Origin of the sequence: Pedobacter hartonius (assembly GCF_900107535.1) — a bacterium.
Taxonomy (GTDB): Bacteria; Bacteroidota; Bacteroidia; order Sphingobacteriales; family Sphingobacteriaceae; genus Pedobacter; species Pedobacter hartonius.
This window is the reverse complement of the sequence record NZ_FNRA01000011.1, coordinates 136,044-153,622: the sequence shown is the minus strand read 5'-3', so window position 1 is coordinate 153,622 and position 17,579 is coordinate 136,044. Positions and strand designations below refer to the sequence as shown.

The 17,579-nt window shown below is 42.9% G+C and carries 16 protein-coding genes; 11 read left to right on the top strand and 5 right to left on the bottom strand.

Annotated elements, in window-relative coordinates:
• Window positions 1-53: 53 nt before the first annotated feature.
• From BLW16_RS17950 to BLW16_RS17915, 8 genes are all read left to right on the top strand, one after another.
• Window positions 54-665, top strand: coding sequence for a fumarylacetoacetate hydrolase family protein (locus BLW16_RS17950; protein WP_090559244.1), 612 nt, complete (start codon window positions 54-56; stop codon window positions 663-665).
• Window positions 666-670: 5 nt separating this feature from the next.
• Entirely contained in the window at window positions 671-2,386 is a 1,716-nt protein-coding gene (locus BLW16_RS17945; RefSeq protein WP_090559142.1) for a M23 family metallopeptidase, read from the top strand.
• A 4-nt stretch (window positions 2,387-2,390) separates the two neighbouring features.
• Window positions 2,391-2,855: a thioredoxin-dependent thiol peroxidase gene (gene bcp, locus BLW16_RS17940; RefSeq protein WP_090559141.1), complete on the top strand. Its 465-nt coding sequence runs from the start codon at window positions 2,391-2,393 to the stop codon at window positions 2,853-2,855.
• A 104-nt stretch (window positions 2,856-2,959) separates the two neighbouring features.
• Complete coding sequence (locus BLW16_RS17935) at window positions 2,960-3,805, top strand: transketolase (RefSeq protein WP_090559139.1); 846 nt, start codon at window positions 2,960-2,962, stop codon at window positions 3,803-3,805.
• Window positions 3,806-4,006: 201 nt separating this feature from the next.
• A complete protein-coding gene (locus BLW16_RS17930; RefSeq protein WP_090559137.1) occupies window positions 4,007-4,963 on the top strand; it encodes a transketolase family protein in 957 nt (318 codons plus the stop codon).
• Window positions 4,964-4,966: 3 nt separating this feature from the next.
• The gene (locus BLW16_RS17925) at window positions 4,967-5,527 is read left to right on the top strand and encodes an RNA polymerase sigma factor (RefSeq protein WP_090559136.1); all 561 of its coding nucleotides are present in this window, start codon (window positions 4,967-4,969) and stop codon (window positions 5,525-5,527) included.
• Window positions 5,528-5,651: 124 nt separating this feature from the next.
• The gene (locus tag BLW16_RS17920) at window positions 5,652-6,314 is read left to right on the top strand and encodes a hypothetical protein (protein WP_090559135.1); all 663 of its coding nucleotides are present in this window, start codon (window positions 5,652-5,654) and stop codon (window positions 6,312-6,314) included.
• Between the two features lie 10 nt (window positions 6,315-6,324).
• Window positions 6,325-6,771, top strand: a complete 447-nt coding sequence (locus BLW16_RS17915; RefSeq protein ID WP_090559133.1) for a hypothetical protein — start codon at window positions 6,325-6,327, stop codon at window positions 6,769-6,771.
• On the opposite strand, the gene BLW16_RS17910 is transcribed toward BLW16_RS17915, so the two are convergent.
• Window positions 6,768-7,685: a DUF58 domain-containing protein gene (locus BLW16_RS17910; RefSeq protein ID WP_090559131.1), complete on the bottom strand. Its 918-nt coding sequence runs from the start codon at window positions 7,683-7,685 to the stop codon at window positions 6,768-6,770. The two genes, BLW16_RS17915 and BLW16_RS17910, sit on opposite strands and share 4 nt — an antisense overlap.
• A 59-nt stretch (window positions 7,686-7,744) precedes the next feature.
• Here BLW16_RS17910 and BLW16_RS17905 point away from each other — a divergent pair, with 59 nt between their 5' ends.
• Window positions 7,745-8,188: a hypothetical protein gene (locus BLW16_RS17905; RefSeq protein ID WP_175470634.1), complete on the top strand. Its 444-nt coding sequence runs from the start codon at window positions 7,745-7,747 to the stop codon at window positions 8,186-8,188.
• Window positions 8,189-8,276: 88 nt separating this feature from the next.
• On the opposite strand, the gene trxA is transcribed toward BLW16_RS17905, so the two are convergent.
• The 3 genes from trxA to BLW16_RS17890 all read right to left on the bottom strand — a co-directional run bounded on the left by trxA (window position 8,277) and on the right by BLW16_RS17890 (window position 13,719).
• On the bottom strand, window positions 8,277-8,594 hold the full coding sequence (gene trxA / locus BLW16_RS17900) for a thioredoxin (protein ID WP_090559127.1): 318 nt from the start codon (window positions 8,592-8,594) through the stop codon (window positions 8,277-8,279).
• 74 nt (window positions 8,595-8,668) lie between these two features.
• Window positions 8,669-13,102 carry a DNA polymerase III subunit alpha gene (gene dnaE, locus BLW16_RS17895; RefSeq protein WP_090559125.1) on the bottom strand — a complete coding sequence of 1,478 codons (4,434 nt, stop codon included), beginning with the start codon at window positions 13,100-13,102 and terminating at the stop codon, window positions 8,669-8,671.
• Between the two features lie 134 nt (window positions 13,103-13,236).
• Window positions 13,237-13,719: a lipocalin family protein gene (locus BLW16_RS17890; protein WP_090559124.1), complete on the bottom strand. Its 483-nt coding sequence runs from the start codon at window positions 13,717-13,719 to the stop codon at window positions 13,237-13,239.
• A gap of 266 nt (window positions 13,720-13,985) precedes the next feature.
• Between BLW16_RS17890 and BLW16_RS17885 the strand changes: the two genes are divergently transcribed.
• Entirely contained in the window at window positions 13,986-14,924 is a 939-nt protein-coding gene (locus BLW16_RS17885; protein ID WP_090559122.1) for a malate dehydrogenase, read from the top strand.
• On the top strand, window positions 14,924-15,355 hold the full coding sequence (locus tag BLW16_RS17880) for a retropepsin-like aspartic protease (RefSeq protein WP_090559120.1): 432 nt from the start codon (window positions 14,924-14,926) through the stop codon (window positions 15,353-15,355). Before BLW16_RS17885 ends, BLW16_RS17880 begins: the two co-directional genes overlap by 1 nt.
• Window positions 15,356-15,497: 142 nt before the next feature.
• On the opposite strand, the gene gyrB is transcribed toward BLW16_RS17880, so the two are convergent.
• A complete protein-coding gene (gene gyrB, locus BLW16_RS17875) occupies window positions 15,498-17,456 on the bottom strand; it encodes a DNA topoisomerase (ATP-hydrolyzing) subunit B (protein ID WP_090559243.1) in 1,959 nt (652 codons plus the stop codon).
• Window positions 17,457-17,579: the final 123 nt, after the last annotated feature.

The window sequence follows — 17,579 nt, the reverse complement described above, 5'->3', positions numbered from 1 at the left end:
TTACGCATCATGCTACCCGTATGATTGTAAATGAACCTTATTTGACCAAAGATATGAAAGTAATTGCCATTGGCCGTAACTATGCTGCACACGCAAAAGAACTAAACAATCCCCTCCCTACAAGTCCCGTAATATTTATGAAACCGGATACCGCTGTACTGAAGGATAACAAACCTTTCTATCTTCCGGACTTCTCCTCTGACATCCATTATGAACTGGAAGTAGTACTTAAAATCTGTAAAGAAGGAAAACACATCGCTGAGAAATTCGCTTCCGGCTATTTCGATGAAGTTGGACTTGGTATCGACTTCACCGCCCGTGATATTCAAAACATTCATAAGGAAAAAGGATTGCCATGGGAATTAGCTAAAGCGTTTGATAATTCAGCTGCCATCAGTCATTTCATTCCTAAAGATAAAATTGAAGACCTGAACAACCTTCAGTTCGAACTCAAAATAAATGGTGAAACCAGGCAAAACGGAAACACCAGTAATATCCTTTTCTCGTTTGAGAAGATCATCTCCTTTGTTTCACAATATATCACCCTGAAAAAGGGAGATCTCATCTTTACCGGAACACCGGAAGGTGTTGGCCAGGTGCAGCAGGGAGATAAACTGGAAGCGTGGATAGGCGAAGAGCAATTTCTGAATTTCGATATAAAATAAGTTTAATGATCAAAGCAGGTTTACTCCTTTTTCTTCTTAGCGTATGCTCTCCCTTCATACATGCACAACAGGTCTTTAGCAGCAATACCTATCCGCTGGTAGATTTTCGGCCTCCGCTGGATATTGTGCCACCTGCGCTGGCAGGGTCATTCGGTGAGCTGAGAGGCAACCACTTCCATTCGGGTATGGATTACCGCACCAATCAGCGTGAAGGTTACCCGGTATATGCGATTGCCGACGGATATGTATCCAGGATCAGGGTACAGAACAGTGGTTTCGGACAGGCCTTATACCTTACACATCCTAATGGGTATACTTCCGTCTACGGTCACTTATCGCGTTTCGCACCAAAAGTAGCAGAAGCGGTGAAAAACCTGTCTTATCAAAAGAAGACTTTTGAATTGGATGAATATCCCGCAGCTGATCAGTTCCCGGTACACAAAGGTGACTTGATTGCCTACTCTGGTAACAGGGGCAGTTCCGGCGGCCCGCACCTGCATTTCGAGATCAGGGATTCAAAAACAGAAAATACGATCAACCCGCAGCTGTTCGGCATACAGATCCCTGACGATATTCCCCCGGTGATTTATTCGTTGTACCTGTACAAGCTCAATAAAAAACCTTTCAGTGAATATACACCGAAACAGTATTTCCAGGTTACAGGAGCCGCCGGCAGGTATCATATCGCTGCAGGGACAATCAATATCAGCGGCGAAGTCGGATTTGGTATCACAGCCACGGACAGGCACAACGGTAATTCAGGGATCAACGGAGTATATTCCATTGAACTTGAAGTGGACGGAAAAACTGTTTTCGTCTCTGCTCTGGAACGTTTTGCATTTGAAGACAGCAAGGGGCTGAACTCACACATCGATTATCCTGCCTTCCTTACCAGCAGAAGAAGTATACAGAAAAGTTTTGTGGACCCGGGAAACCCCGTAAAGATCTATTATAATGTAGTGAACAATGGCAGGCTGGACTTCGCCGATCAGCAGCCGCATGAGCTGAAATATACTGTTACCGATTCAAAGGGGAACAAGAGTATCCTTGCTTTCGCAGTCAGGGCAGACGGTAAAACGATCGTTACCCCTGACGAACCCGACGGGATTCCGTTCTTCTATAACAAAGACAACGAATTTTCTACCGAAAGCATGAAGGTTGTGCTGCCCAAAGGCACCCTGTACAATGATTTCAACCTGGTCTACAAAAGCAGGCCAAGACCTGCAAGGGGAGCCTATTCAGAAATTCAGCAGGTCCACAATAACCTGACACCCCTGCATGTGGGCTTTAACCTCTGGATCAAGGCCGATGCCAGCCTGGGTAACCTGAAGGATAAAGCTGTGATCGTAAGTACCGGTGGTTCATCACAGGGCGGAATTTTTGAAAATGGTTATGTTAAAGCCAGCCCAAGAAACTTCGGAAGTTTCTATATCGCTGTAGATACAGTTGCACCAACGGTAGTTCCCCTGAATATTTCAGACGGCAAAAACATGTCGGGCATTCCAAAGATGAACTTCAGGATCCGTGATAACCTCTCAGGGATCAAAAGTTTCAACGGGTATATCGACGGTAACTGGGCATTGATGGAATTTGACACGAAAACAGCAACCCTGTGGCATTCTTTTGACAGCCGCACCGGCCCCGGAAAACACCAGCTCAGGCTGGAAGTGGAAGACATGAAAGGCAATATTAAAACGTATTCTATTAATTTTTATAAATAAAGAGATGAGCGAATTAAAAGAAGGTCAGCAGGCCCCTGAATTTACAGAGACAGACCAGGACGGTAATACGATTACCCTCAGCCAGTTTAAAGGGCAAAAAGTTGTCCTGTATTTTTATCCGAAAGATGACACCCCGGGCTGTACTGCCGAAGCCTGCGATTTCAGGGACAACTATGCAGGATTGAAAGCCAAAGGTATTGTGGTATTGGGCGTAAGTGTTGACGATGAAAAGTCGCACCAGAAGTTCGCTGCCAAACATAGCCTGCCTTTTACGCTTCTGGCAGATACAAACAAGGCAATTGTTACTGCTTACGGCGTTTGGGGCGAGAAAAACATGTATGGAAAGAAATATATGGGTACAAACCGCACCACTTTTCTCATTAATGAAGAAGGGGTGATCAGTCATATCATTAAAAAGGTAGACACAAAAAATTCTGCTGTCCAGGTTCTCGAACTTTTAGAAAAATGACAGCCTAATTATTTATTAAAGGCCCATATAAGGCCGACCCTTAACAAGAAATGGCAGAATAAACTATATTTGCCATCATTATTATTACAACAATCCAAATTTAAATGAAACATACAATCAATGAATTAGAGGACATTGTTTCTCAGGTACGAAGAGATATTGTTAGAATGGTACACGGCTGTCAGTCAGGACACCCAGGTGGGTCATTGGGTTGCGCAGAGTTTTTCACAGCCCTTTATTTTGAAACCATGAACCATTCTACGGATTTTAAAATGGATGGTGTAGGAGAAGATCTGTTCTTCCTTTCTAATGGTCATATTTCACCTGTATTTTACAGCGTGCTTGCAAGATCAGGTTATTTCGACGTAAGTGAACTTGCTACCTTCAGAAAGTTAAATTCACGTGTTCAGGGACACCCGACAACACATGAAGGATTACCGGGTATCAGGATTGCATCCGGATCTTTAGGCCAGGGGATGTCTGTTGCCATCGGCGCAGCCCTGACAAAAAAACTAAACAAAGACCACTCCCTTGTATTCAGCTTACATGGAGACGGAGAATTACAGGAAGGACAAAACTGGGAAGCAATCATGTTCGCTCCTCATAATAAAGTTGACAACCTGATCTCTACAATAGATTATAATGGTCAGCAGATTGACGGCCCTACTGAAAAAGTATTATCCCTTGAAAGCCTTGAGGCAAAATTTGAAGCTTTTGGATGGCATGTGATCACCTCAAGTGGTAACAACATGGAAGAGATCGTTAAATCGCTTGAATATGCCAAATCTCTTACAGGCAAAGGCAGACCGATCCTGAACCTGATGAGTACTCAAATGGGTTATGGTGTAGATTATATGGTTGGTTCTCACAAATGGCACGGTACTGCGCCTAATGACGAGCAACTGGCTTCTGCATTAGCCCAGAACAAAGAAACTTTAGGGGATTATTAATAGTTCCTGGTAATAGGACTTTACGATTGAAGCCTATTGCTTCATGACCATTAACAACATAGAGAATATAATGAAACCTGAAGACTTCAGGTCATTTTTCATGACAGAAGGCTGAAAGCTTCATCACAATTAACCGGCGAAAGCCAGCTTGAGTTCCATTAAACACAATTAATAACTCACGAAAAAACCATAAGTAAAAGGATGAAAAAATATACATATACTGAGAAGAAAGATACACGCTCCGGTTTTGGTGTAGGCCTGCACGAGGCAGCTAAAAAAAATCCTAATATTGTAGCCCTTACTGCAGATCTGAAAGGATCTTTAAAGATGGACGCTTTTGAAAAGGACTTCCCTGAAAGATTTTTCCAGATCGGTATCGCCGAAGCAAATATGATCGGTATCGCAGCCGGAATGACCATCGGAGGTAAAATTCCCTTTACAGGAACCTTTGCTAACTTTTCTACAGGCAGGGTTTATGATCAGATCAGACAATCTGTAGCTTATTCGTACAAAAACGTTAAAATCTGTGCATCACATGCCGGTTTAACTTTAGGAGAGGACGGCGCTACCCACCAGATTCTGGAAGATATAGGTTTAATGAAAATGCTTCCCGGAATGGTAGTGATCAATCCTTGTGATTACAACCAGACTAAAGCAGCTACAATGGCCATCGCTGAATATGAAGGCCCTGTTTACCTGCGTTTCGGAAGACCATCTATCCCTGTTTTCACAGATCCTGACCAGGTATTCGAAATTGGAAAAGCCTGGATGGTAAATGAAGGTACAGATGTGACCATCATTGCAACAGGACACATGGTTTGGAAAGCTATTGAAGCCGGAGAACAACTGGCGGAACTGGGAATTGATGCAGAAATTATAAACATTCACACCATTAAACCGTTAGATGAAGAGGCTATCTTAAAGTCAGTTCAGAAAACAGGCTGTGTGGTAACTTGTGAAGAACACAATAAATTTGGTGGTTTAGGTGAAAGCGTTGCACGTTTGCTGTCTACAGAACTTCCTTCACCGCAGGAATTTGTTGCCGTGAATGACAGCTTCGGAGAAAGCGGAACGCCTGATCAGTTAATGACAAAATACGGACTGGATACAATCAATATTGTAGAAGCAGTTCAAAAAGTAATAAAAAGAAAAAAATAATTGATGAAGCAGGTTGAAGACGAAGAAATATTAGAAAAGTTCTCCAACGAGAATACGCGTAATGAAGCCTTTAACCTGCTTATATCAAAATATCAGGAAAAGATATACTGGCATGTCCGCAGGCTGGTTATTGATCATGATGATGCAGATGACCTTGTTCAGGAAGTTTTCATTAAAGTTTGGAAAAGCCTGGCAAAATTCCGTAACGATTCTAAATTATATACCTGGATCTACCGTATTGCTACAAATGAGTGTATCACGTTCCTGAATAAAAAGAAACAGCGCAACCAAACTCCTCTTGACGAGGTAGCTGAAGAATTGTCAGAAAGCCTGATTGCTTCTTCTTATTTCAATGGCGATAAGATCCAGATGAAGTTACAGCAGGCCTTGCTTACTTTACCGGAGAAACAGCGTCTCATCTTTAATATGAAATATTATGATGACCTGAAATATGATGAAATCTCTGCTATCCTTGGAACCTCAGTCGGTGCCCTAAAAGCATCATTTCACATCGCTGTAAAGAAAATTGAAGTTTTTATGCTAAATGATGAAATTAGTCTTTAAACCTTTTGCCATTTTTTGCATCCATATAGGATACAAAAACCATCCTGAGTTCTGGAACAAGCCGGCATAAGCCAGCCCGGATACAGGTGGGATGCAATGGCAAAGACAAAAAAAAACGATATCGATGAAATCTGATGTAGAAAACAACGAATGGAAAGCAGAAGCCCCGTATCTGGCCAGCCTGCCAAGACAAAATCCATTTCTTGTTCCGGAACACTATTTTGATACACTACCTGAAAACATAGCGAACTCGGTTTACTTAAATGAACTGAAGGAAGTGACGCCTGTTGCCGGGTTTTCCGTTCCCGATCAATACTTCAGCTCGTTAAAAGACCGGATCCAGGCACAAACCACAGCAGAGGATTTCGCCCCTGAAGAGGTTCTGTCCCAGCTTCCGCCATCTCCCGGATTCAGCATTCCGGATCAGTACTTTCAAAAATTACAATCGAAGATCCTGGCACAAACCGTTGAAGAAGCACCTCCGCCTGCGAAAGAATCAAAAATTGTACGCTTGTGGCATTCGGGCCTGTTAAAATATGCTTCTGCGGCCTGCTTTGTACTGGTTGCCACCTTTGGGTTTTACCTGAACAGACAAAGCTATATTCCTGAGTCTACCGCTGCAGAAATAGCCAATGAACAAATGCTGTATGACATCGATGAACAGGATATTATCGACCATGTTGAGGGTAATACAGCGGATGAACCAAAGGATAATGCAACCAATGCAGAACTGGAAACCTATATTTTAAACAACTATTCTCAGAATGACCTGTCATCATCGATCTAAATAAAAAATCATGAAGAATATACTTGCTGCCACAATTTTATTATTTCTTCCTTTTTTAGTCTCCGCACAAAGAGACAACGGAAGACGCAATGAAATAGATGCCTACAGAATCACCTATTTGAAAGAGAAACTGGAACTGACCCCTGAAGAGGCCAAAATCTTCTGGCCTATTTACACTGCCTGGCAGGCAGAACAATCTGCCTTACGCCAGGAACGCCGGGAAAGAATGATCAGCTTCAGAAAAATCACTGAGATTGAAGACCTCTCAGATACTGAGGTGCAAAGCCTCATCACCAATGAGCTCAACTTCAAACAAAGGGACCTGAACATTGAACGCAAATATTATGGCAAGCTTAAAAGCAGCCTGCCTATAAAAACTATCGGTAAGTATTATAGGGCACAGGAAACCTTTAAAAGAGAATTACTCAGCAGGTACCGGGATGAAAAAAGAAATTAATTCATCTTTTTCCTTTTGATCAGGTAAGCCGACAAGACCGCTGAAAATCCACCGCTGATATCCGCCTCGATGAGGTCGATCTTATACTGTGCACATTTGAGAGCGATCTGTTTCCGATAGGTGTGGTAAGCATTTAAATACGTTTCTTTAACCGTTGCTGAATTTGCCCTGAGCTCTTCACCTGTTTCCATATCAATAAACTGATAAGGACGGTTATCAAAGTTGAAATCTACTTCTCTGGCTTTGTCACTGATACTAAAGATAATCACCTCATGTTTGTTAAACTTTAAATGCTGTAGGCCTGCAAATAAGGCCGACTGCTGTTTTTCATCCTGAAAGGCAGTGAGCAGATCGCTGAAGATGATCACCATCGAACGCTTATGGATAGATTCAGCTACCTGGTGCAGAGATTTTTCAAGGTTCGTTTTTACATTAAGATGCGGTTTTGACAGCACCTGCTCCAGCTGCGAAAATATATATTGCTGATGGGCAGTGGTTGATCTCGCAGGTGTATTCAGCCATAGCTGTTCGGTAAATAAACTCAGGCCAAAAGCATCCCGCTGTTTCTTGAGGAGGTAAATCAGTGCCGCAGTGGATTGTACAGAAAAACTGAGCTTATTGTATGCTCCCCGGGGAAAGAACATTGAAGACGATGTATCGATCACAAACTGGCAGCGCAGGTTAGTCTCTTCTTCATATCTTTTGGTGTATAACTTTTCCGTTCTACCAAATAATTTCCAGTCTATATTCCTCACATTGTCTCCGCTGTTATAAGCCCTGTGCTCGGCAAATTCCACAGAGAACCCATGGAAAGGGCTTTTATGCAATCCGGTAATAAAGCCTTCTACTACATACTTTGCCAGCAGCTCCAGGTTACTGTTTAATTGCTGTTCAGACTGATCGAAGGACTCCATATTGTAAATTTAACAAAAGAAATATAACTTGCCCCATTAGCCAGCCAGGAATGAACTCAATGTCTTCAACTTATCGTGTCCTGCTCAGGGGAATTACAATGATCTATCTCCTGTTATTTATAACCGCCTTCGCCTGCTCGGGATATCTCCTGAAAGATCTTTTTCAATTGAAACCAGTCCCCTTAACAGGGCTATTAAAATACCTGCTATTATGTGTGTTATTTCTCATCCTTGCTGTAAATGCGATAAAAGCGCTTACACTAAAACCTGAGCATATAGGTAAATTTTATAGGAGCACTACGAATTTCAAATGGCTTTTTACGATTGCATTCATTATTTGCCTTATGGCAAAACTCGGATTCTTTCATACAGCCTTGCAAAAACAGGCTATGGTTACTGATCTTCAGACGGGAATATTATTTGTCCTGGGAATTTTTTGCTCCTGGAGCGATACTGTGCTCGTTAAAATGAACGCTTTTGAAGACGTATCTGCATCAGAATAATGAGGCTAAGGATTAGCCGGGCGCAGTACAAATAGGAAGGGCCAACTCAAATGAGTCGGCCCTTCCTGGCTCGTTATATGATGTTTGATTATAATTGCTTATCTAATTTACCTGCTAATACAGATTTTGGAACTGCACCAACTTGTTTGTCAACAACCTCACCGTTTTTAAAGAATAATAACGCAGGGATATTACGGATACCAAACTGAGTAGAGATCTGTGGGTTATTATCCACATTCACTTTTCCTACCACAACTTTTCCTTCGTATTCTTTTGAAATTTCATCTACTACCGGACCTACCATGCGACATGGACCACACCATTCTGCCCAAAAGTCTACTAAAACGGGTTTATCTGATTTCAACACAACTTCCTCGAAGTTGGCATCTGTGATTTCTAAAGCCATAATTTGTTTATAATTTATTTATACAAAGATAAGATCAATTGTAGTGCCACCACGTATATAATACCAAAATGACACTAATTCAACTTATAATTTACAACATGTAATTCCGTCAAACTCTCCAGGAAATCATTATTAGGATTGATTTTCAGCGACTTAGAAGGCAATTCCAGAGAAATATTTTTCTCACTGTCATAAACTGTAAAATTCAGCTTGCAATTTTGCTGTTCTGTATTTGCTTTATTGTCCTCTATAATGGAATAGATCTGTGCGATGATTTCATCATTAATCCGCTGGATAGGAATCTGAATAGTGATACACTTCGCAAATTTATCTCTCAGCTCAGACAGTAGTTCTATCGCAGTGATCTTAAACTCCCAGTCGCCCTCTTTACGGAAGCGTTCCCCCACCTGCCCACGGATACGCAGAAAATAACCATCAGTCATAAACTGCTTAAACTTCACGAAATCATCACCAAATAAAGCAAGTTCACAACTGTCATTATAATCTTCAAAAACGATCGTCCCGAAAGGTTTCCCTGTTTTTGTCATACGCTGTGCAGCAACAACTACCAGTCCGCCAACTACAAGTTCCCGGTTCTTTAACGCAGCAAATTCAGCCAGCACCTCCTCATTGGTATCACCCATCCTGACCTTATTGACCAGTGAAAGGTGCCTCACGGAGTGCTGACAAAATTCTTTAAGCTCTAGTTTATAATTATCCAGAGGATGGCCGCTCAGGAAGATTCCAATGGCATCCTTCTCATATTTCAACCTGTCGATCAGGCTCCATTCATTGGCCACCGGTAAAGTTGGCTCATTGATCATATCTGCTACAGTACCTCCAAACAGGGACGATTGTGATGTAGATTCACTGTTCTGGAAATCGTTGGAGAACTTGATCAGTTTCTCTATCCCGTTCATCTTATCATTTATCGGCACAAAGAAGTACTGCGCACGATGGTAACCAAAACTATCAAAGGCGCCGCTGTAGACAAAGCTCTCATAAGCCTTTTTATTTACCGTCCTCGTATTAGAGCGTTTCGCAAAGTCGTACACACTCAGATATTTTCCTGCCCTGCTCCTTTCTTCAATAATACTCTCTACAGCTTTTTCCCCTACTCCTTTTATGCCCGACAAACCGAAACGTACTTCTCCATGTACATTTACAGAGAACTTCAGAATGGATTCATTCACATCCGGCCCGAGTACCTGAACACCCATTTGCTTACATTCCTCCATGAAGAAAGCCACCTGTTTGATGTCGCTCATGTTATTCGTCAGTACCGCAGCCATATATTCTGCCGGGTAATGCGCTTTCAGGTAAGCCGTCTGATAGGCAATCCATGCATAACAGGTAGAGTGCGATTTATTGAAGGCGTAAGATGCAAATGCCTCCCAATCTTTCCAGATCTTCTCCAGGGTAGCCGGAGCATGACCTTTTTCCGCTGCCTGCGCAACAAATTTGGGTTTCATCTTATCCAGTACATCCTTTTGTTTTTTACCCATGGCCTTTCTCAGTACATCGGCTTCACCCTTTGTAAAACCTGCTAGTTTCTGCGATAAAAGCATCACCTGTTCCTGGTATACTGTAATTCCGTAGGTCTCTTTTAGATACTCTTCACAGGCATCCAGATCGTACTTTATCTCCTCCTCACCATTCTTTCTGCGTACAAAACTAGGGATATACTCCAGCGGTCCCGGGCGGTAGAGTGCATTCATCGCAATTAAATCCCCGAATACTGTAGGCTTTAACTCCTTCATGTATTTCTGCATCCCGGTACTCTCGTACTGGAAGATTCCTATCGTTTCACCACGCTGGAAAAGCTCGTAGGTTTTCACATCGTCAATAGGGAACTCATCGGGATCCAATTGAATTCCCGTCCGCATTCTTACCAGTTTAACAGTATCCTTGATCAGTGTGAGCGTTTTTAGCCCCAGGAAGTCCATTTTCAGCAATCCGGCGCTCTCAACCACAGAGTTATCAAACTGGGTCACGTACAGATCCGAATCTTTGGCCATTGCCACCGGTACATAATTGGTAATATCATCCGGCGTGATAATCACCCCACAGGCGTGTATTCCCGTATTACGCAGCGAGCCTTCCAGAATCCTGGCCTGCTGTATGGTCTCCGCACTCAGGGTTTTTGAATCCGCTATATCTTTTAATTCAACTACTTTCTCATATTCATCTGCACGAAGCACCCCTTTGAGGGCTTTTTCGTCAAGCGTAAAGATCTTGGCCAGCTTGAGGTTCGGAATAAGCTTGGCTATTTTATCGGCCTCAAAAAGCGGGAGGTCCAGTACCCGTGCCGTATCTTTCACCGACGACTTGGCGGCCATTGTACCGTAAGTAATGATCTGTGCCACCTGGTTTGCACCATATTTGCTGATCACATAGTTCATCACGCGGCCCCTGCCCTCATCATCAAAGTCAATATCAATATCGGGCATAGACACACGGTCCGGGTTCAGGAAACGCTCAAACAGCAGGTCGTATTTGATAGGATCGATATTTGTGATCCATAAGCAATATGCCACTACCGATCCTGCAGCAGAACCACGTCCCGGGCCCACCGAAACATCCAGTGCCCTTGCCTCCCTGATAAAATCCTGCACGATCAGGAAATATCCCGGATACCCGGTTTTCTCTATCGTTTGCAGTTCAAAATTGAGTCTTTCCTCTATTTCAGGAGTAATTTCTCCATATCTTTTCTTTGCGCCTACATAAGTTAGATGACGCAAATACTTATTCTCTCCCCTTTTACCGCCATCCCCTTCATCTTCCGGTACGAGAAACTCTTCTGAAATCTCAAATTTCGGTAAGAGGACTTCCCTGGCCAGTTTGTAGATTTCGATTTTATCAACTACCTCCTGGATGTTTAATATCGCCTCCGGCAGATCAGCAAACAATGCTTTCATCTCCTCACCGGATTTAAAATAATATTCCTGGTTAGGCAACCCATAACGGTACCCCCTTCCTCTTCCTATTGGTGTAGCTTGTTTTTCCGCATCTTTTACGCACAGTAAAATATCATGTGCATTCGCATCCTTTTTATTGATATAATAAGTATTATTGGTTGCTACCAGTTTAACCTCATGTTTTCTGGCCAGCGCAACAAGCGTTTTATTCACTACGTTCTCGTCATCCTGATTATGCCGCATGATCTCGATATAGAAATCGGCACCAAATTGTGATTTCCACCAGACCAGTGCCTCTTCAGCCTGGTTCTCACCCATATTCAGCAGCTTACTGGATATTTCTCCGTAAAGGTTCCCGGAAAGCACAATGATATCTTCCTTATATTGTTCAATCACCGCCCTGTCTATCCTTGGCACATAATAGAAACCCTTGGTATAGGCAATAGAAGACATTTTAGCGAGATGATGATAGCCTTTTTTATTTCTGGCCAGCAACACGATCTGGTAGCCATTATCTTTCCTTGATTTATCAAGATGATTGTCGCATACAAAAAACTCACAGCCCACTATCGGGGTCAGTAGCTTTTCAGATGGAATCTCTCCATTTTCTTCTGCAGCCTTATTTCTTGCTTCCACACCTTTATTGTGATTCAGCACCTGGTTCACAAAGTGAAAGGCACCCATCATATTGGCGTGGTCTGTCATGGCCACAGCAGGCATTTTATCAGCCGCCGCTGCCGCAATCAGTCCCGGAATATTAATGGTAGACTGTAATACAGAGAACTGCGTATGGTTATGCAGGTGTACAAAAGTTGCCTGCTTAAGTTCCTCCTGGTTATCCTGGAGGGCTTCTCTCGAAATGCCGGATCCTTCTGCTTTTTCCTGTTTCTTCCTGATCTCGTCTGAAGCAGCCTTCAGGTTAAAATGTCTGAGTCCGGCGCCCTGTATAACCGCAGGGTTATGCGTCTTAAACTGACGAAAATAGTCCTGATCCTGCTGCAGCTGCTGAGGAGTAAAAACCTCCATTTTTACCAGTTGCAGGAAACACCTTGTGGTGGCCTCCACATCGGCCGTTGCATTGTGGGCCTCAGCAAAAGGAACACCGAATAAGTAATGATGTAATTCAGTTAGCGTAGGCAGTTTAAACCTACCGCCACGTCCTCCCGGGATCTTTAAGAGGTCGGCCGTAACCTCTGTACAGGTATCCAGCACCGGCATTTGTGCCATCGGGCTTTCTACCCCCATGCGGTAGAATTCCGAACCCATGATATTGATATCAAAGCCTATATTTTGGCCTACAACAAATTTAGATCTGGAAAGGGCAATGTTGAATTTCTCTAATACTTCTGCGAGCTCAATTCCCTGCTCTGTTGCCAGTTCAGTAGAAATACCGTGTATACGTTCTGCGTCATAAGGGATATTAAAACCATCAGGCCTGACGAGGTAGTCCTGGTGTTCAATGAGATTTCCCAGTTCATCATGCAGCTGCCAGGCAATCTGAATACACCGCGGCCAGTTGTTCGTGTCACTTACCGGTGCATTATAATTGGCAGGTAAACCTGTAGTTTCGGTATCAAAAATTAAATACATAGACGGGCAATTAGAATCTCTTTGGTTTAAACAAAGTGATATACAAAATTACGCTTTTTAGATCCTATTCGTATATATGATTTGATAAATTTCGAATACCAGAAACCGCCGGAATACCTATTAAAGGCAATCGCCTAAGTATGAGTGTGTCCCTTCTGAACCATTGCTTTATGCCCCTGGGAGGCCAGTTTAGAAGTATCATAGCCTTTTTCATGGCAGCGCTGAATGATCTCTTCGAGGAGTTCTTCAGGTATTTCCGGCTTACGGGACATGATAAAAAGGAATTTATGTTTAGGGTGTCCGACCACCACATAGGAATAATCTTCAGCAAGCTCAATGATCCAGTAATCTACTTTTACCGGCCACACAAACTGTGCTTTCATCTCTGCATTATTGGTACCCCTTACCACAAAAAGCTTGGAACGGAGGTACCTGGGCTGATCTTCCACTGCGGCTTTATAGGTGGTGAAAACAGCATAGTACCCATCCGGATGTATCACATATGTTTCAGTGGTTTCACGCCATTTTTTGTCCATAAAAGTTGGTATGGAATATAGCGAGTACCATTTCCCTGCATAAGACATTATATCAACTTTTTCAACAGGTGTGTTATCCATTTTGCTGCGTTCTTATTGATTTGACATTAAGCAAATGTAAATTCTTTCTCATAAAACCCCCAATAGAAGATAAAGTTTTAAAAAGCATTTTTTAAAGCCGCCTTAAAATTCATAACTTGGTGCAGAAGACCAGCGCTTAATTCCTGTGGCAAAATCACAGATAAGCCGGCCGGTCACTAAAACACAGACTATGAAACCATCATGATCATACATTTAAAAATATACAAGATCATAATAGCTTCATAACCTATAAAAAAAATAGTCCTATGAAAATAACGGTTGTTGGTGCTGGAGCAGTAGGTGCTACCTGCGCAGATAATATTGCAAGAAAAGAACTGGCTGAAGAACTGATTCTCCTGGATATCAAAGAAGGCTTTGCCGAAGGCAAGGCAATTGACATGATGCAAACATCTGCACTATTGGGTTTCAACACCAAGATAAAAGGTGTAACTAATGATTATAGCAAGACTGCGGGTTCTGCGGTGGCGGTCATCACTTCTGGTCTTCCGCGCAAACCGGGAATGACCCGCGAGGAACTGATTGGCATCAACGCAGGAATTGTAAAAAGCGTAGCCGAGAATATCCTTAAATTCTCTCCCGATGCCATCCTCATTATTGTGAGCAACCCGATGGATACGATGACGTACCTTTCGCTCAAATCCCTCGGTCTGCCTAAAAACAGGATCATCGGCATGGGAGGCACACTGGACAGTGCCAGGTTTAAATACTACCTGAGTGTTGCCATGAACTGCAATTCAAATGATCTGCAGGGTTTTGTCATCGGCGGACACGGCGATACCACCATGATCCCGCTAACCCGTTACGCTACCTATCAAAGCTTAAACGTGACAGACCTGTTAAGCGAAGAGGTACTGGCCAAAGTTGCCGCAGATACGATGATAGGCGGAGCCACTCTGACGGGACTGCTTGGCACTTCAGCATGGTATGCCCCGGGCGCAGCAGTTTGTGCACTGGTAGAAAGTATTGTACGTGATGAGAAGAAGCTGTTTACCTGCAGTGTATCTCTGGAAGGTGAATACCATCAGGAAGACATCTGTTTGGGTGTGCCGGTGATCGTAGGCCGCACAGGCTGGGAAAAGGTGATAGATTATAACCTGACCGAAGAAGAACAGCAGACTTTTAATAAAAGTGCCGATGCAGTAAGAAGCATGAACAATGTACTTAAAGAAATGAAACTGATTTAATGCGCACTATTGCAGTCCCCCTCAAGTTAATTAACCTCAATGATGACGGTTTCCACCTGCTGGTGGAAATCACAGCTTTTGGCAGTAAATACCTGGCAGTAGTAGATACAGGTGCTTCAAGGTCGGTTTTCGACAAACGTTTTATCGAAGATAACAGCAAAGCGTTCACAACAGCTGAGGACTCCAATGCGACCACCCTGTTCACCACATCCGCTACCATACAAGCCGTTCTTCCGAAACTTAAAATCGGGAAACTAACGATAAAAAATTATCCGGCAGTGGCGCTGGATCTTGAAACGGTGAATGATGCCTATGCCCTGCTCGGCCACCCCAGGGTGACCGCAATTATAGGAAGTGATATCTTTTACAGTTACCATGCGAAGATCAATTACAAAAAACTGAAGATTTTCTTTTCCCCAAAAAAAAGCTAGCCTGTGAAGGCCATTTATAAATTTCATTCACCACATCCCATTCGTCTGACCCCGTAAGTCTGATTAGCAATTGAAACCTGATGATATTTCAAAAAAAAACAGGCCCCGGTTAGAGGCCTGTTTTTTTATATGATAATGGATATTATGCGTCAATCTTGGCATATTTCGCATTTCTCTCGATGAACTCTCTCCTCGGTGCTACCTCATCTCCCATTAACATAGAGAATGTATGGTCACACTCCGCAGCGTTTTCAATCGTAGCCTGCATTAAAGTACGGTTAGCCGGATTTAATGTAGTGTCCCAAAGCTGTTCAGCATTCATCTCACCCAAACCTTTATAACGCTGGATATGTACGCTTTCTTCTTTACCCTGGCCTTTCAATCTTTGTACAGCTACATCGCGCTGCTGATCATTCCAGCAATATTCCTGCTCTTTACCTTTTTTCACAAGGTATAGCGGCGGTGCTGCAATATAAACATAACCAGCTTCGATTAATGCCTTCATATACCTGAAGAAGAAGGTCAGTATCAGCGTGGTAATGTGTGAACCGTCAATATCCGCATCCGTCATGATCACAATCTTGTGGTAACGAAGTTTAGTGATATTTAATGCCTTATCATCTTCCGGTGTACCTATACTCACCCCAAGCGCAGTAAACATATTTTTGATCTCGTCATTCTCATAGATCTTATGTTCCATTGCTTTTTCTACATTCAGGATCTTACCCTTTAGCGGAAGAATAGCCTGGAAATTACGGTCACGACCCTGTTTTGCTGTTCCACCCGCGGAATCTCCCTCCACCAGATATAACTCGCATTTTTCCGGATCACTGTCAGAGCAATCGGCCAGCTTGCCCGGTAAACCGGAGCCGCCCATGACACTCTTACGCTGAACCATCTCACGTGCCTTACGTGCTGCAGCACGTGCTGTAGCCGCCAGGATCACTTTGTTGACGATCATTTTGGCTTCTCTCGGATATTCTTCCAGATAGATACCCAAAGCTTCACCAACCGCAATATCCACGGCGCCCATCACCTCAGAGTTACCCAGTTTTGTTTTCGTTTGTCCCTCAAACTGAGGTTCCTGTACTTTTACAGAAATTACAGCGGTCAGTCCTTCACGAAAATCATCACCGGTGATCTCAAACTTCACATTTTTCAATAGACCGGACTTATCGGCATAAGCTTTCAAAGTACGGGTCAAACCCCTTCTGAAACCGGCAATATGCGTACCGCCTTCATGTGTATTGATATTGTTTACATAAGAGTGCACGTTCTCTGCGTAGCTGTCATTGTACTGAAGCGCAAGCTCCACAGGGATACCATTTTTTATTCCTTCCACATAGATTGGCTCAGCGATCAGTGAAGGGCGGCCTCCGTCCAGGAACTGAACAAATTCTTTTAACCCGCCTTCAGAAAGGAAAAGTTCAGAAAGGAATTTTCCATCATCATCTACTTCGCGCTCATCAGTCAGTGTTAAGCTGATGCCTTTATTTAAAAAGGATAATTCCCTTAAACGGGAAGCTAAAGTATCATAACGATATTCAGTAGTCTGGGTAAAGATTGTAGGATCCGGAGTAAAGGTAATTACCGTACCCCTTTTTTCAGTTTCCCCTACAACTTTTACATCGTACTGAGGTTTACCCATTTCATATTCCTGCTCCCAGATCTTTCCTTCACGGTGAACTTCAGCTTTCAGGTGTGTAGAAAGTGCATTTACGCAACTTACCCCAACACCGTGCAAACCACCGGAAACTTTATAAGTGTCTTTATCAAATTTACCACCTGCGTGTAAGACCGTCATTACGATCTCCAGGGCTGATTTCTGTTCTTTCTGCATAATCCCCGTAGGAATACCGCGTCCGTTATCTTCAACCCTTATAGAATTGTCTTTAAGAATATTTACAGTAATTGTATCTGCGTGTCCGGCCAAAGCCTCATCGATAGAGTTATCTACAACTTCATAAACCAAATGGTGTAATCCCTTAACACCCGTATCCCCTATATACATTGAAGGGCGCTTGCGCACCGCTTCTAAACCTTCTAATACCTGTATATTATCTGCCGAATAATTTGACTTTGAATCTTTTTCTTCGCTCATATATGTTAATAAAAAATAAGATTCAAAAATAACCATTTGTGGGCAATTAAAGGCAAATTGTGGATAACTATTTAAAGGAATCCATACATTAAGGGGGTAAAAAAAACGAGTTATTTAGGATAC